This window comes from Anaeromusa acidaminophila DSM 3853 (assembly GCF_000374545.1).
In the GTDB taxonomy this organism is placed as follows: Bacteria; Bacillota; Negativicutes; order Anaeromusales; family Anaeromusaceae; genus Anaeromusa; species Anaeromusa acidaminophila.
In genome coordinates this window covers 16258-41249 of sequence record NZ_KB894609.1, presented here as the reverse complement: position 1 = coordinate 41249, position 24992 = coordinate 16258, and the positions used below count along the sequence as shown (strand labels likewise).

Genomic DNA, 24992 nt, shown 5'->3' with positions numbered 1-24992 from the left:
AAGGCCAATAAAATATATCAAAGTATGTCTCGCAAGGGAAACTGTCATGACAATTCGGTAATGGAAAACTTCTTTGGAATTATGAAACAAGAAATGTACTACGGCGTCGTTTATTACAGCTATGATGAATTGAAAGATGCAATAAACAAGTATGTAAAATATTACAACGAGCAAAGAATCAAGCAGTCCTTGGGTTGGATGAGTCCTCTAGAATACAGGCTTCATCTTAATGCTGCATAAAAATAGCGTACCAGTAAAAACTGATACGCTATAAAGTCTAACTTATTGGGGTCACATCAGGGAACATTTCCCTGCACGGTTTTTTCTATTCTTTTTACAACCGGAAACGACTCACTGCTTCCTGCAAGTCCTGCGCCAAATTCGCCAGCGACCGACTGGAAGAAGCAATTTCCTCCATCGACGCCGACTGTTCTTCGGTTGCCGCCGAAACCGTCTGCGCTTCGCCCATAGCCGCTTCACTCAAGCCGGAAACCGTATGGACCGATGTGACGATTTTCTCACTGCCTTGAGACATACGCTGCATGACTTGAGAAATATCCTGCACCTGCTCGGAAACATGCGCTACCAACTCGGTAATTTCCGCAAAGGCCTGGCCTGCAGCGGTTACTACTTCGCTGCCAACCTTCACTTCACGCGTCCCCTCGCTCATAGCGACCACCGCTTGATCCGTATCGCCTTGGATTTCTCCGATTAGCTCTGCAATACGCTGCGCCGCTTCTTGCGACTGCTCAGCCAGCTTGCGAACTTCGTCCGCTACGACCGCAAAGCCGCGTCCTTGCTCGCCAGCTCTGGCCGCCTCAATGGCCGCATTCAACGCCAGCAAGTTCGTCTGTCCGGCAATACCGGAAATAACGCTGACAATCTGTCCGATTTCTTTAGAACGTTCGCCCAGTTTCGCTACCACTTGGGCCGAATTATTCACGGTTTTTTCAATGGACGCCATCTGCGTCACCGCTCGGCCTACCGCCAAATCGCCTTCTTTGGCTTTCCGAGCTGCTTGCGTAGAATGCTCCGCCGCCTGCGCGGACCCTGCCGCCGCCTGCTGCATGCCGGAGGAGATATGCTCTACGGCGCTGGAGGTCTCGCTAACCGCCCGCATCTGTTTTTCCGCTCCTTGGGCCACTTCATTAATTGACTCCGCAACCTGAGTCACTACATGCGCCGACTGTTCGGCTCCGGCTGTCAGTTGTTCGCTGGCCGCCGCTACCTGACTGGAGGAATTGGCAATGCCGCGAATAAGCTCTTTCAAATGATGCTTCATGTCATTAACGGAATAAGCCAATTGGCCGATTTCATCCTTTGATTCCACTTCAAGATCCGCAATGCCCAAATCACCGGCGGCAATCTGTTTTACGCCTTCCGCCACTTTAACTACCGGCTCGGAAATTTTGCGGCTGATATACATGGCAAAAGCGCTGACTAAGCCCAATCCTACCAAGGCAATTACAAGGGTCATCGTGATATCATAGCTAAGTTGACGCTGCTTTTCTTCGACTTTAACCTGGACATCTTTTTCAATATGATCCACCCAGTTGCCTGTGCCAATCACCCAATTGTATGGTTTAAAAAGCATCGTATAGCTACGTTTTGGCAATGACTCTGTCTCATTCGGCTTGGGAAAGGAGAAGTCTGTATAACCGCCACCTTCCTTCAAACCGCTGGCAATGATTTCCTGAATAAATTTTTTACCAGTTGGATCTACCAAATGAATGCGGCTTTTACCCTCTACATCTCGTCCCAATAGAACGACATTAACTCCTTCTGCCGTATCGATCCAAAAATAATTACCGTTGTCAAAGCGCAAATCACGCACCATGTCCGCCGCCTGTTTTTTTGCGTCCGCTTCAGAAAGCAGCCCCTTTTGCTGCTGATTGTAAATACGCTGCACCAAGCTGTGGACCGTCTCCACCTCCAGTTTGATCCCCCTGTCAAACTGTTCATACAGCATCGTCCTATACTCTTGGATGTCTTGGCTATTCTTGCGAACAGTACTAATAATCGAATAACAAGAAAGAACTACAATACAAGCAAAACTTGTAGCCACCATTGCGGCAATCAAACGGTACTTCAATTTTGTCATAACATGCCTCACTCCATTTCCAACCAACTCTTGATCCTGTACTAGTAAAACCGAACTCCTTTGCTGCATCGTATTTATACAAAAAAAGGCCTGCTAAAAAGAAGCAGGTGTGGCAAACGCTCCTCTATAAAGCGGCAGCCCGACGATCATAGGCTCTGCCATTAGACCCGTGGCTTTGCGTCCTCGTTTTTCAGCGAGTTTGCTTTTTTCTTTTTACTATACTTAGTCGATGCAGTATTCTTTTATAAGTTTATCATAGCCTGTGTTCATCGGCAATTTTTTATTTTTTAAATTGTTCATATTTTTACTCATTTTCACTGAATACCGCTTTTTTAAAGGATTTTTGCAAACCCCTGCAGAAAGCATTTTACGCAGTTTTCTTCCTATATTGTTCACTATACGGGGGCGTCGAATGGATTCATTATTTTTATTTGTAACACACTCGATTGACACCTGGGGGTATTGGGCTATTTTTGCAGGAATGGCTTTGGAAAGCGCTAACATACCGATTCCCAGCGAGCTGATCTTTGGCTTTGCAGGTTATCTGGTATATCTGGGCCGCTTAAGCTTCGAGCCAGCAGTTTTTTACGGTGTTGCCGGGGGGCTGCTGGGATCAATCGCCTCCTACGCTTTTGGCTATTACGGCGGTCGTCCCTTTATTTTAAAATACGGCAAATACTTTTTTGCTACTCCTTCCAACGTCGACTTAGCGCAACGTTGGTTTGACCGCTATGGCCTGACAGCCGTATTCTTTGCCAGACTCCTGCCTGTGATTCGCACCTTTATCTCCTTGCCCGCCGGTTTTGCCAAAGTCAATTTCGGCAAATTTGCCGCCTATACCGTTTTAGGCTCTCTGCCCTGGACCATCGCTCTAATTTATTTGGGCGTCGCCCTCGGCGAAAATTGGTATCTTCTTACTACCTACGGACATCAAGTCAGCCTCGGCGTCCTTCTGCTACTTATAATCGCCTTGCTTGTTTGGCGGAAGCGCACTAGTGGTAAAAAAACAAATAACAACAAGGACATGTAAAGATAAAAAACACCTGGCCAAGAGCCAGGTGTTTTGCTTTATTTGCTTTTCGGCTGCGGAGAATCCATCCAAAATCCTGCTACAACATAGCCGCCATCACGTTCGACCAACACATTACGAATGATGATTTCCGCTGCTTCCTTGGAAAATTTGCTTTTATAGGTAACAATGGTATACGTATCGTTTAGCTCAGCCGCAACAAACTCTTTAGAAAGATAACTGCCAAAGTTCGCTTTCGTCGCCGCAATCACTTTACGATATTCATTTTCGTTCAACTCTGTTTTCATTTTTTCATCAAAGTCTTTCGAAAAGCCCTTATAATCATCTTCATTAACAGCCTGTAAAATGTTCTCCGTTATTGGATCAGCGGCGGCCTTCACTTGCTCCGCGAAGCGGTTGCCTGCAGAACAAACAGAAAGACTCATACTAAAGATCAACATCGCCACCAACAGCATTGTTTTAAATTGTTTCATGTTACCCCCAATCATCCCCGCCAAAATCATTATCTTGGTAGTCGTCAAAGCTATTGGAAGCTATATCCTGCTGGCTGCCCTCATCCCAGGTACTTTGATTGGCAACGTCCGGCAGATTTCCCGCCTCCGCCTGTCCCAGCAAATCGTTAAATTCATCTCCATTTAAAATGCCGTTCGACGTAAGGGTCTCGCGCAATTCATCATCATCCATATTGCGCCACATATCATACTGGTGCTGGTCAATCAGATACTGCGACAACAAATACCCGAGCACCATACCGCCCAGCATGCCCCCCATGCCAAAACCGCCATTGCCTCCCATATAAGGATTCTGATTATACCCCGAACGCGAGCGAAATAACCGATACACTACATAGAGACCCAATAAAATCAAAAGCATCGTCAACATCCCAAAGCTCCTCCTGCCCGCAACACGCACGCATTGTCTGCTTTATGCGTCATTTTTATTTTGCCTATTCTCATTATAAACGGTTATTGTGACAAATGTATGAAACAGAACACAAAAAAATTGACAAACATTCCATTCTATTGTTTAATAAATATCACAATATCATAATGTAGGGCAAACCTATTGAAAAATAGGGACGCAAAGCTACGGGTCTAAGGGCTAACCGCCTATGATCGCCGCGCCGCCAACTAGCTAGTTGCTACTTGCTATTCGGACAGGCTTTCCTGTCTTTTTCTTTTTTCTCCAGCACTATGCATGGTGACGCCTCCTACCCAACACAACAGTAACAAAAAAAGGAGAGAAACACCAAGTGAATTTGACCATTGGAAAAAAGATTTTAGCAGGATTTTCAGCCGTAATTATCGCCACCTTACTCATGAGCGGGTATACGTACTACAAAATTGGTGAAATGAACCGCGAGTACCATGATGTCACAACAATCAATTTGGAGAAACTAGCCTTAGTGGAAGAACTATCCGCCCATATTATTGAAGAAGCCGCTACGGTGCGCAAATACAACCTCACCGGCGACGCTGCGGATAAAAGTAAATTTGAAGCACTCCGGAAAGAGTCTGATGCTAAACTGGCGCGCATGGAGCAAATTTTCGTAACGGAAAAAGCCAAAAAATTAATTGGTGAAATCAAGCCGGCTAAAGCCGCCTATGAAGCGTTCTCGCTACGCGCCATGCAAGCCCGGGATGCGCAGGACCAAACAACCTTGCAGCAGGTCATCCAGCAAGGCGCTCAGCCCTATACTACCGCCAAGACTAATTCTGATGAATTAGTTGTAATGATTAAAGCTTTCGTAAAAATGGAGCAAGATAAAATTGCCGCAAAAGGCCAAACTAACCAGCAACTACTGCTCTTCGTTAACGCCTTGCTGATTATCGGCTCCATTGCCATCAGCTTAGTTTTGAGCCGCGGCCTCTCCCGCGCCGCTCAGCAAATGGTGCAGGCCGCAAGAGAAATGGCTGCAGGTAAACTAACGTCTGAGCCGATCCAAGTCCGTTCTAATGATGAAATGGGTCAATTAGCAACCGCCTTCCAGGAAATGAAGGAAAGCATGCGTCATTTGATTCGCCAAGTTAGCTCCTCGGCGGAACAAGTGGCCGCCTCTTCCCAGCAATTGACCGCCAGCGCCGATCAAGCCGCCCAGGCAGGCAGCGATGTCGCTGCGGCTATTGGTTCAGTAGCACAAGGCTCGGAGCAGCAGTTGCAGGCCGTAGATACCACAGCCGCAACAATGACGCAAATGTCCGCCAACATCCAACAAGCCGCCGCTAACGCGAACCAAGTCAGCGCCCGAGCCAATGAAGCCGCGCAAGCGGCCCAGGTCGGCAGCCGTGAGGTCGACGCCGCCATTGCGCAAATGCAGCAAATTGAGGAAAATGTAGTCCAGTCTGCCGCCGTTGTCGCGCAGCTTGGCGAACGCTCTCAGGAAATCGGCCAAATCGTGGACACCATTTCCGGTATTGCCAGCCAAACAAATTTGCTGGCCCTAAACGCAGCCATTGAAGCCGCCCGAGCCGGTGAGCAAGGCCGGGGTTTTGCAGTCGTAGCCGAAGAAGTACGCAAGCTGGCGGAACAATCTCAAGGAGCCGCTAAAGAAATCGCCATGCTGATCGGTGAAATCCAAGGCGATACGGAAAAAGCCGTAACCGTCATGAATGAAGGTCCGCAGCTAGTCCAACAGGGTTCAACTGCTGTTCAGTCCGCCGGTGAAGCGTTCCATAAAATCGGCTCCCTAGTTGAAACCGTTAATATGCAGATGCAGGAAGCCTCCGCCGCTATGCAGCAAATGGCAGGCGGCAGCGAACAGATGGTTTCCGCCATGAAAGACATTGATCACCTGAGCAAGCAGGCCGTCAGCCAAACGCAAACGGTCTCCGCCTCTACGGAAGAACAGGCTGCTTCCACCGAAGAAATCGCTGCTTCCAGCCAAGCTTTAGCCAGCATGGCCGAAGAGCTGCGTCAAGAAGTCGGCAAATTTCAGCTCGCCTAACAGGTTTAACAAAAGGACTCGGCCCTGCTCTGCAGACGCCGAGTTCTTTTTTATTAAAAACAGCCATGTGTAATGTATTTTTTCAAAATTCAAACATTACTTTGACACCAACGCTCTTCTATCGTTTATAATAAATATAATACACTAATATTTTCCAGCTCCAGGACGGCGATCTATAATTACATATCCTTTTCTTAATGCAACAGCAAGCATCACGAAAGGAGTAGTTTAGTATGTTTTTACTTAAACGTCTTAGCTGGAAAATGGTCTCTATCTTTGCGCTCATAACAATCCTCGGCACATCCATAATTAGTTGTTATGCCGTTTACACAATGGAGGAAAAAATCATTGCCGCCTCTAGGGAAAAGCTTCGTTCTGACCTGAATGTCGCCAAAGAGTATATCAATCAGCGAATTCCAGGGGCTTGGAGCAAACAAGACGGCAAACTGTTTAAAGGAAATACATTAATCAATGACCTTACGCTTATCGACGAAATAAAAGCCATGACTGGCACAAATGTTACCCTCTTCCTTAATGATACGCGCATAGCCACAACCGTACGCAACGCCGAAGGAAAGCGCGGCACCGGCACCGTAGCTGCAGAAGCAGTCGCCGATACGGTATTGAGAAACAATAAGCTTTACGTAGGCAAAGCCCTAGTTGTCGGCATGGAAAACCAAACGATTTATGAACCCCTTCAAGATGCCAGCGGCCAAGTAATTGGCATGTTTTTCTTAGGCGTACCCACCGCTCCTTACGATGCGATGGTTACGGATTTCCAAAAAAGTCTCACCCTTTTTGTGCTTCTTGAAGCGCTTCTAGCGGCGCTGGTAATCTACTATGTGTCTCGCCGGATCACTACTCCCATTGAACAGTTGGCGGCTGCTGCCGCCGCCGTATCAACAGGCGACCTGTCCGTAGCCATCGCGGTCAAAAGCAAAGACGAAGTCGGCGTTTTGGCTGACGCGATGCGCGCCATGATTGTAAATCTAGATACGATGGTTAAACAAATTGCGCAAACCGCCGAAGAGGTAGCCGCTGCCTCCGAAGAGTTGACGGCAAGCGCAGAACAGTCCGCCCAGGCCAATACACAGGTAGCTACTGAAATCAGCGAGGTAGCCAGCGGCGCTTCGCAGCAGGTTCTTTTGGTGGAAGCAGCTTCGCAGGTAGTGCAAAAAATGACCGGCGGCATTACGCAAGCTGCTTGCCAAGCGGCCGCCATCGCCGGAATCACCGACAAGACCACCAGCGCTGCTACAGACGGCGAAAAGGCTATCGGAATCGCCATCAACCAAATGAACAGCATTGAACAATCAGTTGCCGCTTCGGCACAGGTTGTTTTACAGCTCGGCGAGAAATCAAAAGAAATCGGACAGATTGTTGACACGATCTCGCTGATTGCGAATCAAACCAATCTGCTCGCCTTAAACGCCGCCGTCGAAGCCGCTCGCGCCGGAGAACAAGGACGGGGCTTTGCCGTTGTCGCCGATGAAGTTCGCAAGCTGGCGGAACAGTCCCAGGAAGCGGCCCAGCAAATCGCCAGCATGATTTCAGAAATCCAAAGTGAAACAAGCAACGCCGTCAGCGCCATGAATGACGGAACTCGAGAAGTTAAAGTAGGCGCAGAGGTTGTCGATACCGCAGGGCAAACGTTTAAAGAAATCGTTTTACGCATAACGGAAGTCTCCGCGCAAGTTCAAGAAATTTCGGCAGCCATTCAACAAATAGAAAGCGGCAGCAACGAAATCGTAGCTTCCATTGACAATATTGACCACATCAGCAGGCAATTTGATGATGAAACCCAGACCGTTTCCGCCGCAGTTGAAGAACAATCGGCTTCCATGGAAGAAATTGCATCCGCCAGCGAAATCTTGGCAAAGCTGGCAGAAAAGCTGCAGGCTGCTATCCGCAAGTTCAAGCTTTAAAGTCCAATGAACAGAACCATTGATTATCTGGCAACTAACAAAAAACTGGCAGCTGCAAACCAATCGGTGCAGTTGCCAATTTTTTCGTCTCTGTTTTGCAGAAACCACATCTCAAGACAGCTCTCTTTTTACTGCCTTCAAAGCATAGCTTGCTTATCGAAAAAACCGACCTTCCCCAAAAGAAGACCGGCTTTCACTATAATGCGTTTCTATTTTAGCCGCTGTTTTAGCCATTCTCTATAGCAATCAAGCTGCTCCGGCGTATGGAAATAATGCTCTCCTTCCGCCATAACGGTTAGGTCGCACCCAAAACGTTTTGCAAAAGAAGCCACCTCGTCTCGTTCGCAAAGAGTATCCTTTGCGCCATAAAGAATCGCCGTCGGACTGGGCCATTTCAAAATGGGATGTTCTTGAACATAGCAATAGTAATCCCAATATAGCGTCTGCCCTATGGGCGTGGAAATCTCCTTTTCCTGTTGCAAGCGCTCCTTGCTGACGTCAAACCATAACATCATGGAATCGATAAGCCGCTTCATATCGACCACCGGCGACAAAAACAAGCTCTGCCGCAGCGGAACGGCTTCATACGCCAGCAGACTGAAATACGCCCCCATACTGCAAGCAAATAAGCTAATCTCCTTGGCTTGTTGCGTTGCAAACTCCATAACTTGGCCCAGCTCATACACGCACTGCTGGACTTTGCACAAGGTTTCTTCCGTCTGCCGGTCTCCATGCTGCGGCAAATCAAAGCTCAGCACTTGATACCCCAGCGGCACTGCCTCTTGCGCCAACAAGGCAAGCGGCGCATCTTGCTTATGCGACTGATTTCCATGCACCGCAACAATAAGCTTATCGCTTTTTTCACCCCACAATAAGGCCGGTATGTTCTCAATGGTTAACTCCTGCGTAATCATATTCTCTCTTCTTTCATTATTTTCAATCGCCCATCCGCTCTTAAAACCTACGTTTTTTACTGGCCTCTTGCATGAGGCGGCGCGCATTTTTTCGGCCCCCAACGTCGGCAAACATTACGGCCATTTTCGCCTCTTCCAGGCGGCGAGAATCCAGTTCCGCATAGAGAAGCTCCTGGCGCAATTTCCGCCAGGATTTCAAGCGTTCCTCCGGCAGCAGCCCCTCTGCCGCCGCCCGCCTTACCGCACAGCCCGGCTCTTTATCATGCCTGCAGTCTGCAAAACGGCACGACTGCGCCAATACTTCAATATCCGCAAAAGCTGCAGACAAGTCCCCGCTCTCCAGCGCCATTTCCCGCATGCCCGGCGTGTCGATCACAATGCCGCCCCCTGGAAGTAAAAGCATTTCACGGCGCGTAGTCGTATGCCTTCCTTTTTCGTCTTTGCGAAGCCCTGCCGTGGCCAATACCTCTTTTTTCAGCAGGCGGTTAATCAAGGTAGATTTCCCCACGCCGGATGAACCGATAAATGCCGCGGTCTTTCCCGCCCCCAGATATGCATGCACGGCTTCGACGCCGTCTCCCTCCAGCGCAGAAACACATAGCACCTTCGCGCCGCAAGCGCAGCCATAAGCCTCCGCCGTCTTCCCCTCCACATCCTCGCAGACGTCGGCTTTGGTAAGAACCACTACCGGCGTAGCGCCGCTGCTCCAAACCAAGCTCAAGTACCGCTCCAACCGCCGAAGATTGTAATCGCTGTTCAAGGCCATGCAGATAAACACCGTATCGACATTAGCCGCAATGAGCTGCTCCTGTCCCGCCGTTCCCGCCGCTTGGCGAACCAGTAGGCTATGGCGGGGTAACACGCGCCATAGCAAAGCCGCTCCCTCGGCATCATATTCCAGCGCCACAAAATCGCCCACCGCCGGGAAATCAGCCGGACGCACAGCTGCATGCCGCAGCCGCCCGGCAACAACCGCAGACCGCTCTCCTGTCGCGGTTATCACCGTATAGCCGTCTCGATATTGCGCCGCTACGCGGCCAAGCTGCGTCATGTTGTCTGCGGCTTTGCGCTGCATCTCGGTCAAGCCCAATTGCTCCATTGAAAAAATGTTCATCGTGCGCCCCCCTTTTAGGCGCAGTATAGCACATCTTTAGGACGCATTAGTTCTCCCTCTTGTTTCAGAACAAAAAAGGAGAGTCGCAAGGAAGCGTTTCCTTACGACTCTTTGCTTATTCCGCTTCCCTTGAAGCCAAGATTTTATACACCGTCTTCGGTGATAAATAGTATGCTTCCGCAAGTTGACGAGGGGACAAGCCCTCTTGACGTTTCCGTCGTATTTCCCAGTTTCGCGCCGCTGTCTGCTGACGGGTTTGCGTTGTATCCCCCCAGCTTCGCCGCGATCCTTCTTTACGCGGAATATAAAGATACTCGCCGTCAATATATTCTTGCACAGCCAGCAGCAAATCCTCCGGCAATACCTGCGCAGCCGCCTTGTAGCCCATGTTGCTTCCTCCTAAATTCTTTAGGATTGGGCAAAGGCTATTACAAAGTTTGCAGTCTCATGCAATAGCCTTTGCTATGCACGAACTACAGATTGCGTTTGTACGATAAGTCATTCTCCCTTTCTTCTGGTATAGACTTAGCATATTCCTTTAAAATTCGTCTGTCAATATTAGGAATCACTCATTCATTTAAGCATTTTATGCGCGACAAGAGCCACAGCCACAAGCAACGCCGATGTTTTGTGCCACTTGCGCAGAACTAGCATCCTTCGATTCTTGTAGAGCCAATTGCCGCCAATAAAAAGCAGCAGCGCAGCCGCCGCGGCCACTTCGCCGCTATAAACAGCGTTTATTCTGTACGAGCGATACATCAGCATTACATAGCCATGTAAAAAAGCCAACGACACGGCGGCATACCCCAAAAACACATGCCACGCGCGCAACTGCTCCCATATTTTTTGCAAATACCCGGCCCCGATAGACGCTCCCGGTTCCTTGCGCTTCTTAAGCCAAGAAAAAAGCTCCCGGCTCACATACAAGCAGCCCGCGGCAATCCCTCCGTACATAGCCAAATTTCCAGCTTCTTTGCCGGCTTTGCTAAACCAAGTTCCCAGCACCGGGCTAGCTCCCGTTTGCCCGAAATAATCCAGCCCGCTTATACCGATGCAGATCGCCAAAAGAATGCGTCCTGCCAACACCTTTGTCATCCTTGTTGCCTCCTTCAAGTAATGCCGCTACTCCTAACAGCCTTTTAACCTCCACCTTATGTAGCAGACCCTGTGCCAATACTCGTTAATGCAAAAGAACCTGCCTTGAAACAACCGTTGTTTCAGTACAGGTCCTTTTGCATTAGCCGCTAGCCTTACTGTCCCGCTAATCCAAACCGCAGCTTCTCTTTTCTGCAATCATACAAGCTTCCAGCCGGTGATTTCCAGATTGCGAAAGCCCAAGAATTGATTGACCGCAATCGTTAAAGGAAGCGACACCAGCTCTTTGGGTACAAACGCCTCAATTCCTTGCAGCATAAGCTTCTCATAATTTTGCGGATCATGGGGCACGCCCAAGCGAACGCTGGGCTTTTCCCGCAGATGAATGCAACAGCCGATTTCCGGTGGCAGTTCTAAATGAATCGGTTTTTTCTTTTCTTTAACATAGGCAGCCGCTTCGGGCGTAATCGCAAGCATAGTCGCACCTCCTTCTACTGAACCACTTCATAAGGCCAGTCTTGAATGCCTCCAAAATCGTACACCGAGGCATATCCCATCTCGGCCAGCAGTACTCCTGCCTGACGGCTGCGATTGCCGCTGCGGCAGTACACGAGAATTTCCGCGTTTTTATCAGGCAGCACGACAGACGCCTTCTCCTTCACTTCCGCCAATGGCAGCAATACCGCCTTGGGAATGTGCTTTTCACGGTATTCTTCCGCAGTCCTTACATCCAACACAACCGCCTGCGGATTCGCAGCCATTTTCTGCTTTGCCTCCGCCGCTGTTATTTTGTGATACCCCTCAGGAGCAGAAGCCTGCGTTTTACAACCCAAAGCAACTACCGCCAGCAGCATAAGGGCTGAAATAACAAGCACCAATTTCGTATCCATAAATAAGCAGCCCTTCTCTCAAAACATCCTATACTATCTATAGCTTACGGAACTAGCTGTCCATTGTCAACAAATAATTTTTATCTATTATTTTTAAATATACTTCCTGTCGCCTCTCGCAAAACTCCTAGCCTTCACCCATGAAGCTCTCCGGCAACGACGAAAAGGCAGTTATAAATACAAAATCCCTTCTGCAATCAAAAGGTATTCTTATGTATTTAGCGAAACTACCAACTATATGATATCGGGTAAACTTTCCTTGCTTTTATACCGAATTTCACCCGCCCCCTGCTGCTCGCCATGGCTTTACGGTACAGCTTTGCAAAAGTCAGACAGAAAGGTGATGCAACATGATTTTGCGAAGATTCGTCTTAGCGCTAATTGCCTTCTACTTGATGGCATCCGTTTGCGCTGGCGCGCCTTCCGTAAAGTATCAAGTTGATAAAAACTACCCGCCGTACACCTTTCAAAACAAAGAGTATCTGTATGGATTTGATTCCAGCTTAATTACCCTTGTCTTGGATTCCACCGATTACGATGTCGACTACTCCTCTGACTCTTGGGATCGAGTCTATAAACGGCTGGCAAAAGGCGATATCGACATTGGAGGCATCATTGCCGTCACAGAGGAACGAAAAAAAGAAGTCCTCTTTACTAAACCCTTGTTTAATTCCTATGTTTCCATCTATACGCTGGCTCATTTTCGAAAAATAGCCTTAGAAGATTTGGCGGACCTGCGCGTCGGCGTCGGCAAAAGCTACTACACGGAAAGTCTTTTGCGAAACACGCTGCATATCTCGCCTTACCAAACATATGACGATATTGACGACGCTCTGCCCGACCTGCTTGACGGAAAAATCGACGTGATTTTTGAAAACCAACAGCTTATGGATTATACGATTATTTCTAAGAATCTTAAAGGGATCGTTGTTCCTCAGGTTACCAATCTCTTTCCCCGCGAGCATGCCTACGCCGTTAGCAAGTCCCGCCCGGATTTAGTGGAATATATGAACCACAAACTCGATCAATTAAAAGACAACGGCGTTTTTGAAGAATTGTATTTAAAATTTTTCTATACTCATTCGGACGGCTATGTAAAAGCTCGCCAAGAAAAAATCCTCTTTTTCCTGCTCATCGTCGCAGCGTCTCTCATTGTTCTCGGCATAGCAATCAAACTGTATATAGACCGTCTCAAAAAGAAACTGAAAATAAACTATGACCAGTTGTTCCTCGCCCACGAAAACCTGCAAGCCCAAGAGGAAGAATTAGCCGCTCAAAACGAAGAGCTCTTAGCCAAAGAAGAGGAGCTGCTTTGCAACTATAACAAACTCCACTACGCATCCCTCCATGATAGTCTTACAGGCTTGCCCAACCGAGAGCATTTAAACGAACAGTTGAAGGAAGAACTGGAAAAAGCGCAAAAAGAAGGGCATACAGGGGCTGTCCTCTTTATCGACCTAGATGATTTAAAAACAATTAATGATACCTTAGGGCATCAATATGGCGACGATTTGATTATTAAGTCCGGATCAATTCTTGTAGAGGAAACAAAAGCCTCCGGCTTTGTCGCGCGTATTGGCGGCGATGAGTTTGTTGTGATTTTACCTGGCCAAAAAGCACGTCAGGAACTCGAAAAAAAAGCTTCAAAACTCCTCCATGCCTTAGCCTATGAATACGATACCGACACCATTCGCTTGCAGACCTCCGCAAGCATTGGCATTGCTCTCTATCCCGAAAACGGCGATACTCGCGAAGAAATCCTCAAGAATGCCGACAACGCCATGTACGCGGTGAAAAAGACAGGGAAAAATTGCTGGCGTTTCTATGAACCTTCCATGCAGACCGAAGCCTATGAGCAGATGGTCTTAAAAGTAGCCCTGCGCTCCGCGCTGAACCAAGGCGAACTGACGGTAGTGTATCAGCCGCTGGTTCGAGTCCTTGATCATACTGTCATTGGCTTTGAAGCCTTGTTGCGCTGGGATAGTGAGCAATATGGCAAAATCTCTCCAGATGTTTTTATTCCCTTAGCGGAACAAACCGGCCTCATCCATTCGATTGGCGAGTGGGTATTAAAAGAAGCCTGCTTCTTTGCAAAACACTTATCCGAGCAGGGACAAGGGCATATTCGAATCGGCGTTAATACCTCGCCCATTCAGTTATCAGATGAATATTTTGTTACCATGGTCCAACGCGTCATCACCAACATCGGCCTTCGCCCCGAACAGCTCGAGCTGGAAATAACCGAAACCGCCCTCATGTCCTCTCTAGACAATGTAGTGCGCAATTTAGCTAAATTGAGTGAAATGGGCGTACGCCTTGCCCTTGATGACTTTGGAACCGGATATTCTTCCCTGACCTATCTGCACCGCTTGCCTGTAAATACGCTAAAAATTGATAAATCCTTTATCGACCGGATGTTCAACGATACTACGCAGAATTCAATTATTAAAAACATCATCGATATGGCCCATACTATGAAAATGGTCGTAGTTGCCGAAGGCGTGGAAAAATCCGACCAAGTTTCTTTTTTGGCGCAAACGCATTGCGACTATATTCAAGGCTACTATTTCGGACGTCCAGAACCGCCCGCTACGGCGATACAGTTACTGAAAACATAAAAAGACGGCGCTGCCATTGGCCAGCGCCGTCTTTTTATGTTCTTTGTTATTGTTTCTATACACCTATCGTTTATACATCCAACCCGTGCAACGCTTCTTCCCCGAGAATACCTGCCAATTTCTGTTTCGCCTGCTCGCGGACGTCTTCGTCAATATACATATGCGCAATCCCCAGCGCTACCAACAAGGCCGTTGCATCGTCCCCATACCCCACGCCGACGATCATATCCGGAATCACGTCAAAAGGCAGAATAAAATATCCCAACGCTCCATAAATGGTCGCTTTCACCTTCAGCGGAACTTCCGGCTTCTGGGCGACATAGAAAAGCTGCAGCGCCTTGTAAATCAAAGAAGCGCCAATCACCTTGGCCTGCTTGCACAGCTTCTCAAAAAAGCGTGGCTGCGAGTATTCCTGCGCATAATTTCCGTAACGCTCATCATGTGACTCGTTCATTGTATCTCCTTTTACTAAAAACCAATTGTAATTTGTTGAAATTTTTCTATCAATCTCCCGTTAGTTCGCACCGTCTATATACAAAAAGACTCTCGAATTCTCGAGAGTCTTGCTTGTTAGAAATGGTGGGGCATACTGGTTTCGAACCAGTGGCCTCTTGAATGTGAATCAAGCGCTCTCCCACTGAGCTAATGCCCCTAACAGGTTTTAATTTTACCATAACAATGTTTTCTTGTCCAGATCATCGCCCCGATGAGATTTCCTCACTCGTCTTGGTCCGGCTCTTCTTCAAGATCTGTTTCTTCTTCGTCAATTTCATCCAAAAGATAGCCCGGTTCGCCGCAGTGGACGCAAACCACTTTAAGCTGCTCTTTCTTGGAAGCGACGGTAAAAACGTTCTCGCATTTCGGACATTTATAGGTAATCTTATGCATAATCAATCACGCTCCGGCTGTTAACAGCTTAGTTATGTCTCTTTCTATTTTATCACAGTTCGCACAAGCTCGCCTAAAACTTACTTGCCCCTTTAGCGGCTCTCACTGGCTTCCGCCAGTTCACTCAAGTAAGCCCAACGCTCCATAAGTTCTTCCAACCTCGCCAGCAGCTGCTTTTCACGCTCCGTCAGCTCCTGCAACAGAGAAAAATCACTGCCTCCTTGGGCCAGTTGGGCGCGAACAGCGCGAAGCTCGCCTTCAGCAGCGGCAATAACCCCTTCAATTTCATCAAATTCGCGTTTTTCCTTGAAGCCCATACGGGGCGCGCGGTTTTGATTGCGCTCGTCGGTCTTATCGCTTTCTTTTGAGCCGGATGCTTTCTCCATCTCGCCTTGAGGGGCGCGAGCTTCCAGATAATCGCTGTAGCCGCCAGGATAACGGCCAATGGAACCGCCTGCTTCAAACGCGAAAATATGGTCCGCTACGCGATCAAGAAAGTAGCGATCATGGGATACCGTCAACACGGCGCCCGGAAAAGTGTCCAGATAATCCTCCAGCACCGCCAAGGTGAGCGTATCCAAATCATTGGTCGGTTCGTCCAAGAGCAGTACATTCGGGGCGCTCATCAGCACCCGCAGCAAGTAAAGGCGGCGGCGCTCGCCGCCGGACAGCTTGGCTACGGACACGCCCTGGAGATGCGGCGGAAATAGAAAGCGCTCCAACATTTGCGCGGCGCTGATAACGCCGCCGTCCAAGGTTGCAATAAAGTTGGCCTCTTCGCGAATGTATTCGATGACCCGCAGGCGCGGGTCCATGTCGATGTTTTCCTGAGCAAAATAGCCGATTTTAACGGTCTGTCCCACCTTGACGCTCCCCGCCTGCGGCTCCAAGTGACCAGCGATCAGGTTTAGCAGCGTCGATTTGCCGCTGCCGTTAGCGCCGACAATGCCAATGCGGTCATTTCGCTTGACGATGTAGCTGAAGTTTTTCAAAACGCAGCCTTCGCCAAAATCATGGCTCAGATTTTCTACTTCAATGACGGTCTTGCCCAAGCGGCTGGAGCCTACGGACATATCCAGGGCCGCCGCCTTGCCCAGGGCTTGCTGCGCCGACAGCGTCTCGAAACGCTCGATACGCGCTTTTTGCTTGGTGCTGCGCGCTCTCGCGCCGCGCATCATCCAGGCCAACTCCTGACGCAGCAGGTTTTGGCGCTTGCGTTCGCTGGCTTCTTCGCGCTCTTCCCGCGCGGCCTTCTGCTCTAAAAAGAGGCTGTAATTGCCCTCGTAGCGGAAAAGCCGTCCCCGATCCAGCTCCAAAATACCGGTAGTAACACGGTCTAAAAAATACCGATCATGGCTGATGACCAGCAGCGCCCCGTTGCGGCGAGCCAGGGTTTGCTCCAGCCAAGCCACGGTTTCATGATCGATATGGTTGGTAGGCTCATCCAAAATCAAGAGTTGCGCCGGATTGATGAGCGCTCCGGCCAAAGCCACGCGCTTGCGCTGGCCGCCGGATAAATTTTTCATCTGCGCGCTAAAATCATCAATGCCTAGCTTGGTTAAAATAGTCTTAGCTTCGCTTTCCAATGGCCAGGTATTCTGCTCGTCCATTTTCTGGCCTAGACGCACTACCTGCGCCTGCAGCGCCTCATCACCGGGGCAAGCGGCTGCAGCGCCTAAGGCCGCCTCGTATTCCCGCAGCACCTGCAAAATAGGCGAAGCGCCGCGAAAGACTTCTTGCAGTACCGTGCCTTCCTGATCATACTCCGGGTCCTGTGACAGATACTCCACCTGCACGCTGCCGGCTCGGCTGATTTTCCCTTCGTCCGGCGGCTCCAGGCCAGCTATCACTTTTAAAAACGTAGTCTTGCCGGTGCCGTTAACGCCGATCAGACCCAAGCGGTCCGTATCGCCAATTCCGAAGGTCACGTCCTCGAAAAGAGTACGCTCGCCGTATTGTTTGCTCATATTTTCTATGGAAAGGATATGCATGAGTTTTCCCTCTGTCTTCTTTTAAATCTAAATTCTATTGTACAAAAGGCGCTGCCAAATCACAATGGAGCCAGAAACAAAGAAACGAGAATTTTAACAGGAGTAGAGTGAGTAGATGGAGGGCGCGATGAAGATGAAACAAGAGAATCAGAGTCACGGGAGGGTACGCAAGAGAAGAACAGGGCACGGGTTTTAACCGGAGTACAGGGAGTAGCGGGAAGGTTTCGAAGGCAGCGGTCATTGTATTTGAGACTTTTATTGGAGTAAGCCGGTCCGCAGGACGAAAAAACAGGCTAAGGCGCATCAAAGTTTCGCTTGTTTGAGCGCAACGAGTTAAGAAACTGCCGCCTTAACCTGCTTTTTCGAGGCGCGCGCAAATCTTGTCTCAAATACAAAGATGCTGCAATGGCTCCTCAGCTTAATGCAGTCAAATAAAAAATCAAAGTCCCTCTGTCCAAAAGGACAGACGGACTTCTTCTAAAGCGGTGCTATGTCTAAGAGAAAATAACCAAGACGGAGCGTCGCATGAAACAGTGCTTCCCTAAAACAATGTTTTTAATGTGTCTTTAAACACGCTGAAGGAAATAACGCCTTCCAGCAGCTTTTCCTGCCCCCAAAGCACCGTAGGAACCCATTCAATCTGATGCTCCTGGCAATAGGCCTCGTTATCCAGCAAGCGCTGGTCATAGCGCCCCGCCTGCAGCGCCGCCTCCAACTCCTGCACATCAAAACCAATCTCCTGCGCCAGTTGCAGCAGCACCGGCAGTTGGCCGATATCCTGGCCGTCGACAAAATGAGCTGGAAAAACGGCATCTAGCCAAGCGTCGCCTTGGCCGTGGTCTTTGGCAAATTCCAACGCCGCCAGCGCCTGGTGCGTATTAGACAACACGGTCCTGGCGGACGGAACCAAGCCCAGGGACGCGCCTAATTGATCCGGCTGTGATACCCCTGACGCTCCCGGCTGCAGCACTTTTCCCGCTAACGTCAGATCCGGATTGATTTCCCAAGGCAGCCATTCGAGTTGTACCGGCGCAGTTCGTCGCAACTCCTGCACGTAACCCCAAAGCAAATAGCAGTAAGGACAAGCAAAGTCAAAAACTACTCGCAACGATCGACGCATAAGAGCCTCCTTTTTCTTGGAACCAGAACACAGAAAAAACAAAGAAAATCGGAAATTGAACAGGAAAATCAGAGTCACGAGAGGGTACGAACGAGGGTTATGGAAAATGATAAATTTCAACAGAAATAGTGGGAGTAGCGGGTGGGTTCGATGAGCAGAAGTGGAGCAGATTATAAAACCCGTTCGCGTCTTTCGTGTATTTCGCGATTCGTTAGCAACGTCCCTCAAATTTATTATTCACCGTGAAAAGCGCGAACATCGATTTATCATTCTAAGTTTAATCCGCGCAAGTCACGATATAAAGCAAAGACAGCTTTGCAGGGAATTTCCCCGCAAAGCCGCTGAAGTCCTGCTCACTATACCAATTTTTGCAGCTCCTGCTGCAGCCCCTGTACTTGCGCCGCTAAAGAAGACAGAGTTTGCTCCTGACGCTCGGTAATTTCCTTGTTGCCTCTTACATCCGCGCCGATTCGCAGCACCGAGCTTTTAATAGCCTGCAGCGCCTGATTGATCTTACCCAGAGAATCCGCCGAATACGTAGCCAGCTTACGCACTTCATCGGCCACCACCGCAAAGCCGCGTCCCTGCTCGCCAGCCCGAGCCGCTTCGATAGAGGCGTTTAGGCCCAGCAGGTTCGTTTGGCTGGCAATGTTGCGGATATAGTCCAGCACCTGGTTTAGATCGTTCAATTCCGTCTCCGTAATCTTTACAGCTTCCGCCATCTCGCTATAGCGTCCGGCGACTTGCGCTGCTGAAGAATATAGTTCCTCCATCTCTCCTGTAGCGGATTCCAGTTGGGCCGCCACTTGCTGCAACCCTTGCTCCCGTTCTTGACGCTCCCGCTCTTTGGCAATTTCTTCATTGACCACAATGGCCGCCATTTTTTGCAACGGCTTTACCGCTTCGGGGTCGCCGGTAATACCGATCACGCCCAGACGCTGCCCTTTGTATAAAATAGCGCCGTTATAGCCTGCTTTAACCCCGTCCATTTTGGCGGCGTCTTCAACCGTTACCGCTACCTCGTCTACGCGTCCGGCCATAATGCTCTCCGCCGCGCTATGTATTTTCCCCAGCCGCTCTGGTTGCTTAGTGGCGATAATCTCGCCGCCTAAGCCCATAAAATTCACGTTGCTCCCAGTCACCTCGTGAATCATTTCCACCACGCGTTGCGCCAACTCCAGCGGCACCGGATGATTCCAAGCCATAATTGCAACCCCTCTCTTTTTCCGCTTGCTCTCCCTGCTCAACTTGTTTTGTGAATTCTCTCTAGTTATCTTATCGTAAAAAGCATCTTTGCAAATGCCCCTTACTTCACAACAAGGCGAAGGAAGCCCGCCTTCAAGGCCAGCTTCCTTCGCCGCTACGCTCGGTTAGTCTAGTTTCTCTTACGGCACCAAGCCGGGGAAGACAAAGGCAAACATCCAAGTTAACAGCCCTAAGAATAAAACATAGGGAATGGTATACTTGATCGTTTTCCTCATAATCAGGCCTTCTTTGCCCAAAAGGCCTACCGCCGTCGCGGCAATAACAATACTCTGCGGCGAAATCATTTTGCCTGCGGTGCTGCCTGCATTGCCGGCGGACGCCATGAGAATATCCGACAGATTCAGCCCATGCGCGGTAATAACCTGCAACATGCCAAACAAGGCATTGGAAGAGGTATTACTGCCGGTCAGGAAGACGCCCAAGGTGCCAATCATCGGGCTGATGAAAGGATACAAAGTCTGATCTACTACGCCGACAATACTTTTCGCCATGCCCGCCACCATGGAGGCCTGCGGGACACCGGACGCGCTGGCCCAAACTACCAGCTTGGTTTTAACGTCCACGATAGGCAGCGCCAGATTCATCACTTCGGAAATGGAAAGAATGCAAGCTACGGCAATAAAAGAAGGGATCATTTGTTTAAAGGTTTTACCAAACTGGCTGCCGACGGCGCTCATGGGAATACCCATGAAATAGAAGGCAATCACGCCGGCAATCAGCATGATCGTGCCAGGGCTTTGCAGCCAAGTAAAAGCATACACCTTATTCGGGTTATAAATGAGAGCTTTGATTTGCAAAAACTCAAAGCCAGGCGCTTTGCCGGCAAAGATGGCTTTCGTACCCGGCAGATTGACGCCGATAATGAAAATAGCCAGCAAAATATAGGGAAGCCAAGACAAAAACAGTTCTTTGAAGTTAATTTCCTTCGCACCGGCATCCTGCTGCAGCGTTTCGCCGGGGAAGAGCCACACTTCTTTACTCTTGCAGTATGTAAGATATACTGCCAATGCCGTCAGGCAGGCTATGGAAGCCAAAATATCTACCAACGTAGCGCCCAGGAAATTGGCTACCAAAAACTGTACGATGCTAAAGGACAAGCCGGTTACTAAAATAGCCGGGATAATGCCTTTCATGCCCTTGACGCCGGACATGGAGAACACCGTAGCAAAGGCCATGATAAAAGCCAGAATCGGCATAAACCGACCGGTCATCTGGGACAGCTTCATAAAATCCAACTGCGTAGTCAGCACCAAGGTATCCGTAGGAATACCCAGCGAGCCAAAGGGAACAGGGCCTGTATTCGCTACCAAACAAACCAGCGCCGCCATCATGGGATCGTAGCCCAAGCCCACCAAAATACTGGCCGGAATAGCTACAGGAGCGCCAAAGCCGCAAATGCCTTCGAGAAATGCGCTGAAACCAAAACCAATCAAGAGAGCCTGAGCCCGACGATCCGTCGTCAACGCCGCCATGGCTCCTTGCATCTTGTCCATCCAGCCTGTTTCTTTGAGGACATTATACACAACGAGCGCACCAAAAGGAATATACATAATAGGAAAGATACCGGTAATAGCCCCTTGGAGCGCCGCCAGCAGCGTCACCTGCGCGGGAAAACCAAAATAAAAAATAGCCACCAATACCGTAACCACCCAGGCCACCGGCGCCACCTTGACCGCCGGCTTCATTAGAAGCGGCAAGCCGATGAGCAGCACTACCAAGGGCAATGCAGCCACCATTGCATCCATGTAAAAACCTCCTTTTCTGTTTTTTCTAACTATTTATTATTGTAAAGTAAAACCGTGAACAAGTGCAATTGGCAAAGATGTCCAAAAACACGGTTCACGGTTTCCTGTTTATTAGGCAATTTATCTATTTTTTCAGACCCATCCCCACCGCCAACAGGCGGCATACGCGTTCAGCGGCTTCTTCAATCAGCTCCGCGCCGCGCTCCATGCATTCTTCCAAACTCAAAGGTCCAGGCACGGTACTGCTCAAGGCGTCAATGCCTTTTTCACGCACGGCGCTGCAGCCTTCTCCCAAACCGCCGGACAAACAGATACAGGGCACGCCATACGCTCTAGCTAAGGCTGAAACTCCCACCGGAGCCTTGCCGTAAGCGGTCTGATAATCTGTACAACCCTCGCCAGTCAACACCAAATCCGCCTTTTTCACCATCTCTTCAAAATTAGCGGTTTCCAGCACTACGTCCACCCCGGGACATAAACGGCCCTCCGTAAAAAAGAGGAATCCCGCACCTAGGCCGCCAGCCGCGCCTGCGCCCGCTACATTGGCTGCGTCCTTGCCTGTAACCTCCTGCGCCACTTGCGCATAACGGGCCAAGGCTGCATCCAGTTCCTGCACGATTTCCGGCGTAGCTCCTTTTTGCGGACCGTATACGGCCGAAGCGCCGCGCGTACCGCACAGAGGATTATCCACGTCACAGGCTACTAAAATATCCGTCTGCGCCAAACGAGCATCCAAGCCGCTTAGATCAATACTCGCCAGCTTCGCTAACGCAGCGCCGCCTGGAGGCAATTCCTGCCCAGTCTCATCAAGGAAACGTACGCCAAGCGCCTGCAGCATGCCCGCGCCGCCGTCATTCGTCGCGCTGCCGCCAATACCGATGACCAAGCGTTTAGCGCCTGCATCCAGGGCCGCCTTAATCAGTTCGCCGGTCCCGTAGGTAGTCGTCCCTCTGGGATCTCGCTGCGCCTTGGGCACCAAGGGCAAGCCGGAAGCGGCCGCCATTTCAATCACTGCCGTCACTTTATCGCCCAGCAGTCCGTAGTAGGCTTCCACCGGCGTTCCCAGCGGACCTTGAACCGACTTTTTCACTACTGTACCGCCTGTGGAGGCGACCATGGCTTCCACCGTACCCTCGCCGCCGTCGGCAATCGGCACCAGTTGGATCTCTGCATGAGGAAATACAGTTTCTACGCCTCTCTGCATAGCCCGAGCTACCTCTAAAGCCGAAACGCTTCCTTTATAAGAATCCGGCGCAATAATTACACGCATGGTTTTTCCTCCTTAAAACAGCTAAATTTTCCGAAAGCACTTATTTATTTTATTCTATACTAAGTTCCTTGACGAAGGCAATTGTCTGGTTTGCACGATTTTTTAATGATTTTTTAGAAGTTTTGCACATAAAATTGTAAAAATATAGGCAATATCTTTTTTATTTTAGCAGGATTTTAGACAAAATCGCCAAATACTACTATCATAGCCTGGATAAAGGAAGGAGGCTTTGCAGCATGCTCCTCACCCCCGGCCTGGCGCAGCAGGTCGTCAATTCCCTCATGCCCTTAGTGCGGCAAAACGTCAATGTCATGGACGCTACTGGGACCATTATTGCTTCTTTTCAAGCCAATCGGATCGGTCATTTTCACAAAGGCGCCTTTGACGCCATCTCCCAACAGCAAACAGTGGAGATTCGACCGGAAGAGGTCAATCTGTTTCCCGGTTCGCTTCCAGGTGTTAATATGCCCATCTTTTTAGAGGGACAGGTAATCGGCGTCGTCGGCATTTCCGGTCATCCTGAAGAAGTCCGCGACACCGCGAAATTGCTCAAAGCCGTTACCGAATTAATTTTAGAGCGCGATGTGCTAATGGAGAAATTTCGCTCCCAAGCCCAATTGCACGAGCACTTCGCCAGCCTGCTGCTCTCGGAAAAAGCGGAGCAAGATACTGCCTCTTTGCAAGCATCCGCCAAGCTTCTCAAATACGATTTATCCCTTATGCGCCAGGTTGTAGTCATTGATACGGCGCCCCTTGTCCTGCAAGCGCTTGCCTTTGGCCCATATGACCTAGTCTTCACCCGTCTGCGTGAAAACATCCTGCAGCAGCTCTTGCCTTCCCCCTGCATCGGCCCCCGTGATTTTGTCGTTTTTCTGGAACAGCGCTTGATCATTTTAAGGGAAACGCAGACCTCCGCGCCGGATTCCTTGGACGCCTTGTTTCAATGGAGCCGGGAATTAGGGCAGTTATTACCGCCGCACATTGCGCCCCTTCCCATCGGCCTTGGCAGCAGCAACACCGTTACAGCGCAGCTGCATTTTTCCTACCGGGAAGCGCTGTTTGCGCTTAGCCACTGTACTCCGGCTAAACCGATCGCTTCGATCGAAGAGCTTCCTGTGTTAACAGCTTACGCGCTGCGCTACGCACCCGGCCCTAACTGCCTCCCGTTGCAACGTCTGCAAGATACGCTGCATCAAGCCAGTTTGCGCAAATTCAACATGGAAGAAACCCTGCGCTGCCTCCTGGAGCAAAATCTCAACACGTCTCTGGCGGCGAAAGAACTGTTCATTCATCGCAATACACTGCTCTTCCGTCTGGCTAAGCTGCGCAGTTCCACCGGCCTAGACCCTTGCCATCATTTCGACCATGCCGTACTCTGCCGGCTGCTACTAGAAAGATGAGAGAAGGAACGAGGATTTAAACAGGAGAATCGGAGTCGCGGGAGGGTACGCAGGAGTAGGAAGGGAGTAAAGGGAGGTTGCAACGGTGATGTTATAAGAGGCAAATTTTTTGAACAAATACGGAATAATAGAGTGGGATGCCAATGATTGAATGAGTGCTTGCGTCAACGCAAAAGATTTTTTCGTCAAACGCGAAAAAAAACGCAGACATAGTGGTGCTATGTCGAGGCTTTTTGACAAAGTTTGACGGTAAAAGATTTGCTTTGGCGTGAGTCGCGAATCAAGCAATAGCTTCCCGAAAAAGGAGGATTTTACATGAGCCATGTTATTGAAGATTTTTACCAGCCTTTAGGATTTGAAATCATTGAGTTTGCCGAGGACGGCCCCACCCTTTGCTACGAGCCGGCGGAAGACGGCCCGTACGCCATTCTCACCACGGAGGAAGGCCTCGTCCCGGAATCATTAGAGGAAAAAGTAATTTTTTCTTACTACTGCGAAGCCGGCGCTTTTCGCTGGCACGTAGAGTTTAAAAATTCTCAGACCTTTGCCGAAGCTTGGCCGTCTGGAGCATCCGCTGAAGAGCGCTTTGCAGCCATGAAAGAGCTGAGCGAAAAAGAAGAAGCATAAATTCTCTGACAAAGTAAGAAATCGGCCCTTTGCTATAAACAGCAAAGGGCCGAT

The 24992-nt window shown here is 49.5% G+C and carries 23 protein-coding genes, 1 tRNA gene and 2 riboswitches; of the genes, 7 read left to right on the top strand and 17 right to left on the bottom strand.

All coding sequences use genetic code 11. From position 1 onward, the window contains the following. Positions 1 to 240 (top strand): IS3 family transposase (locus C508_RS0115765; protein WP_018704537.1); only part of this gene is annotated, 240 nt, incomplete at its 5' end. 94 nt (positions 241 to 334) lie between these two features. Here C508_RS0115765 and C508_RS0115760 read toward each other — a convergent pair. Further along, on the bottom strand, positions 335 to 2101 hold the full coding sequence (locus C508_RS0115760; protein WP_018704536.1) for a methyl-accepting chemotaxis protein: 1767 nt from the start codon (positions 2099 to 2101) through the stop codon (positions 335 to 337). Between the two features lie 130 nt (positions 2102 to 2231). Then, a riboswitch (cyclic di-GMP riboswitch) is annotated at positions 2232 to 2315 on the bottom strand. Positions 2316 to 2513: 198 nt separating this feature from the next. On the opposite strand from C508_RS0115760, the gene C508_RS0115750 reads away from it, so the two are divergent. Continuing rightward, the gene (locus tag C508_RS0115750) at positions 2514 to 3131 is read left to right on the top strand and encodes a DedA family protein (protein WP_018704534.1); all 618 of its coding nucleotides are present in this window, start codon (positions 2514 to 2516) and stop codon (positions 3129 to 3131) included. 38 nt (positions 3132 to 3169) lie between these two features. Here the strand turns inward: C508_RS0115750 and C508_RS0115745 are convergent, their stop codons facing one another. Then, positions 3170 to 3604: a DUF3887 domain-containing protein gene (locus C508_RS0115745; protein WP_018704533.1), complete on the bottom strand. Its 435-nt coding sequence runs from the start codon at positions 3602 to 3604 to the stop codon at positions 3170 to 3172. Between the two features lies 1 nt (position 3605). Further along, entirely contained in the window at positions 3606 to 4013 is a 408-nt protein-coding gene (locus tag C508_RS0115740; protein WP_018704532.1) for a hypothetical protein, read from the bottom strand. A gap of 163 nt (positions 4014 to 4176) precedes the next feature. Further along, positions 4177 to 4262, top strand: a riboswitch (cyclic di-GMP riboswitch). Between the two features lie 121 nt (positions 4263 to 4383). Between C508_RS0115740 and C508_RS0115735 the strand changes: the two genes are divergently transcribed. Continuing rightward, a complete protein-coding gene (locus tag C508_RS0115735; RefSeq protein ID WP_018704531.1) occupies positions 4384 to 6075 on the top strand; it encodes a methyl-accepting chemotaxis protein in 1692 nt (563 codons plus the stop codon). A gap of 233 nt (positions 6076 to 6308) precedes the next feature. Further along, a complete protein-coding gene (locus C508_RS0115730) occupies positions 6309 to 8000 on the top strand; it encodes a methyl-accepting chemotaxis protein (RefSeq protein ID WP_018704530.1) in 1692 nt (563 codons plus the stop codon). A gap of 209 nt (positions 8001 to 8209) precedes the next feature. Here C508_RS0115730 and C508_RS0115720 read toward each other — a convergent pair whose 3' ends face one another. From C508_RS0115720 to C508_RS0115695, 6 genes are all read right to left on the bottom strand, one after another. After that, positions 8210 to 8914: an alpha/beta hydrolase gene (locus C508_RS0115720; RefSeq protein ID WP_018704529.1), complete on the bottom strand. Its 705-nt coding sequence runs from the start codon at positions 8912 to 8914 to the stop codon at positions 8210 to 8212. A 40-nt stretch (positions 8915 to 8954) separates the two neighbouring features. Further along, positions 8955 to 10028 (bottom strand): ribosome small subunit-dependent GTPase A, encoded by a 1074-nt coding sequence (gene rsgA / locus C508_RS0115715; RefSeq protein WP_018704528.1) that lies wholly within the window; start codon positions 10026 to 10028, stop codon positions 8955 to 8957. 115 nt (positions 10029 to 10143) lie between these two features. After that, positions 10144 to 10416, bottom strand: a complete 273-nt coding sequence (locus C508_RS0115710; protein WP_018704527.1) for a CD3324 family protein — start codon at positions 10414 to 10416, stop codon at positions 10144 to 10146. 185 nt (positions 10417 to 10601) lie between these two features. Further along, a complete protein-coding gene (locus C508_RS0115705; protein ID WP_018704526.1) occupies positions 10602 to 11123 on the bottom strand; it encodes a hypothetical protein in 522 nt (173 codons plus the stop codon). A gap of 198 nt (positions 11124 to 11321) precedes the next feature. Then, entirely contained in the window at positions 11322 to 11600 is a 279-nt protein-coding gene (locus C508_RS18950; RefSeq protein WP_018704525.1) for a CC/Se motif family (seleno)protein, read from the bottom strand. Positions 11601 to 11614: 14 nt separating this feature from the next. Continuing rightward, entirely contained in the window at positions 11615 to 12013 is a 399-nt protein-coding gene (locus C508_RS0115695; RefSeq protein WP_018704524.1) for a rhodanese-like domain-containing protein, read from the bottom strand. A 350-nt stretch (positions 12014 to 12363) separates the two neighbouring features. Between C508_RS0115695 and C508_RS19665 the strand changes: the two genes are divergently transcribed. Next, a complete protein-coding gene (locus C508_RS19665; protein ID WP_018704523.1) occupies positions 12364 to 14631 on the top strand; it encodes an EAL domain-containing protein in 2268 nt (755 codons plus the stop codon). 70 nt (positions 14632 to 14701) lie between these two features. Here C508_RS19665 and C508_RS0115685 read toward each other — a convergent pair whose 3' ends face one another. The 8 genes from C508_RS0115685 to C508_RS0115650 form a co-directional block, all read right to left on the bottom strand. Next, on the bottom strand, positions 14702 to 15085 hold the full coding sequence (locus tag C508_RS0115685; protein WP_018704522.1) for a YkvA family protein: 384 nt from the start codon (positions 15083 to 15085) through the stop codon (positions 14702 to 14704). A 123-nt stretch (positions 15086 to 15208) separates the two neighbouring features. Continuing rightward, positions 15209 to 15283, bottom strand: a tRNA-Val gene (locus tag C508_RS0115680). Between the two features lie 65 nt (positions 15284 to 15348). Continuing rightward, complete coding sequence (locus C508_RS20410) at positions 15349 to 15519, bottom strand: hypothetical protein (RefSeq protein WP_018704521.1); 171 nt, start codon at positions 15517 to 15519, stop codon at positions 15349 to 15351. 92 nt (positions 15520 to 15611) lie between these two features. Beyond that, positions 15612 to 17510, bottom strand: a complete 1899-nt coding sequence (locus tag C508_RS0115670) for an ABC-F family ATP-binding cassette domain-containing protein (protein WP_018704520.1) — start codon at positions 17508 to 17510, stop codon at positions 15612 to 15614. A gap of 541 nt (positions 17511 to 18051) precedes the next feature. After that, entirely contained in the window at positions 18052 to 18630 is a 579-nt protein-coding gene (locus C508_RS0115665; RefSeq protein ID WP_018704519.1) for a DsbA family oxidoreductase, read from the bottom strand. A gap of 356 nt (positions 18631 to 18986) precedes the next feature. Then, the gene (locus C508_RS20875) at positions 18987 to 19835 is read right to left on the bottom strand and encodes a methyl-accepting chemotaxis protein (RefSeq protein WP_018704518.1); all 849 of its coding nucleotides are present in this window, start codon (positions 19833 to 19835) and stop codon (positions 18987 to 18989) included. Positions 19836 to 20015: 180 nt separating this feature from the next. Further along, on the bottom strand, positions 20016 to 21641 hold the full coding sequence (locus C508_RS0115655; RefSeq protein WP_018704517.1) for an L-lactate permease: 1626 nt from the start codon (positions 21639 to 21641) through the stop codon (positions 20016 to 20018). A gap of 124 nt (positions 21642 to 21765) precedes the next feature. After that, complete coding sequence (locus tag C508_RS0115650; protein ID WP_018704516.1) at positions 21766 to 22911, bottom strand: glycerate kinase family protein; 1146 nt, start codon at positions 22909 to 22911, stop codon at positions 21766 to 21768. 236 nt (positions 22912 to 23147) lie between these two features. On the opposite strand from C508_RS0115650, the gene C508_RS0115645 reads away from it, so the two are divergent. Further along, complete coding sequence (locus C508_RS0115645) at positions 23148 to 24311, top strand: CdaR family transcriptional regulator (protein WP_018704515.1); 1164 nt, start codon at positions 23148 to 23150, stop codon at positions 24309 to 24311. Between the two features lie 315 nt (positions 24312 to 24626). Then, positions 24627 to 24938: a hypothetical protein gene (locus C508_RS18940; protein ID WP_018704514.1), complete on the top strand. Its 312-nt coding sequence runs from the start codon at positions 24627 to 24629 to the stop codon at positions 24936 to 24938. The last annotated feature ends 54 nt before the right edge of the window (positions 24939 to 24992 follow it).

Excerpts from the sequence above, each read along its gene's own strand:
- C508_RS0115760 (WP_018704536.1), bottom strand. The coding sequence starts at position 2,101 with ATGACAAAATTGAAGTACCGTTTGATTGCCGCAATGGTGGCTACAAGT.
- C508_RS0115750 (WP_018704534.1), top strand. The coding sequence starts at position 2,514 with ATGGATTCATTATTTTTATTTGTAACACACTCGATTGACACCTGGGGG.
- C508_RS0115745 (WP_018704533.1), bottom strand. The coding sequence starts at position 3,604 with ATGAAACAATTTAAAACAATGCTGTTGGTGGCGATGTTGATCTTTAGT.
- C508_RS0115740 (WP_018704532.1), bottom strand. The coding sequence starts at position 4,013 with ATGTTGACGATGCTTTTGATTTTATTGGGTCTCTATGTAGTGTATCGG.
- C508_RS0115730 (WP_018704530.1), top strand. The coding sequence starts at position 6,309 with ATGTTTTTACTTAAACGTCTTAGCTGGAAAATGGTCTCTATCTTTGCG.
- C508_RS0115720 (WP_018704529.1), bottom strand. The coding sequence starts at position 8,914 with ATGATTACGCAGGAGTTAACCATTGAGAACATACCGGCCTTATTGTGG.
- rsgA (WP_018704528.1), bottom strand. The coding sequence starts at position 10,028 with ATGAACATTTTTTCAATGGAGCAATTGGGCTTGACCGAGATGCAGCGC.
- C508_RS0115710 (WP_018704527.1), bottom strand. The coding sequence starts at position 10,416 with ATGGGCTACAAGGCGGCTGCGCAGGTATTGCCGGAGGATTTGCTGCTG.
- C508_RS0115705 (WP_018704526.1), bottom strand. The coding sequence starts at position 11,123 with ATGACAAAGGTGTTGGCAGGACGCATTCTTTTGGCGATCTGCATCGGT.
- C508_RS18950 (WP_018704525.1), bottom strand. The coding sequence starts at position 11,600 with ATGCTTGCGATTACGCCCGAAGCGGCTGCCTATGTTAAAGAAAAGAAA.
- C508_RS0115695 (WP_018704524.1), bottom strand. The coding sequence starts at position 12,013 with ATGGATACGAAATTGGTGCTTGTTATTTCAGCCCTTATGCTGCTGGCG.
- C508_RS19665 (WP_018704523.1), top strand. The coding sequence starts at position 12,364 with ATGATTTTGCGAAGATTCGTCTTAGCGCTAATTGCCTTCTACTTGATG.
- C508_RS0115685 (WP_018704522.1), bottom strand. The coding sequence starts at position 15,085 with ATGAACGAGTCACATGATGAGCGTTACGGAAATTATGCGCAGGAATAC.
- C508_RS20410 (WP_018704521.1), bottom strand. The coding sequence starts at position 15,519 with ATGCATAAGATTACCTATAAATGTCCGAAATGCGAGAACGTTTTTACC.
- C508_RS0115670 (WP_018704520.1), bottom strand. The coding sequence starts at position 17,510 with ATGCATATCCTTTCCATAGAAAATATGAGCAAACAATACGGCGAGCGT.
- C508_RS0115665 (WP_018704519.1), bottom strand. The coding sequence starts at position 18,630 with ATGCGTCGATCGTTGCGAGTAGTTTTTGACTTTGCTTGTCCTTACTGC.
- C508_RS20875 (WP_018704518.1), bottom strand. The coding sequence starts at position 19,835 with ATGGCTTGGAATCATCCGGTGCCGCTGGAGTTGGCGCAACGCGTGGTG.
- C508_RS0115655 (WP_018704517.1), bottom strand. The coding sequence starts at position 21,641 with ATGGATGCAATGGTGGCTGCATTGCCCTTGGTAGTGCTGCTCATCGGC.
- C508_RS0115650 (WP_018704516.1), bottom strand. The coding sequence starts at position 22,911 with ATGCGTGTAATTATTGCGCCGGATTCTTATAAAGGAAGCGTTTCGGCT.
- C508_RS0115645 (WP_018704515.1), top strand. The coding sequence starts at position 23,148 with ATGCTCCTCACCCCCGGCCTGGCGCAGCAGGTCGTCAATTCCCTCATG.
- C508_RS18940 (WP_018704514.1), top strand. The coding sequence starts at position 24,627 with ATGAGCCATGTTATTGAAGATTTTTACCAGCCTTTAGGATTTGAAATC.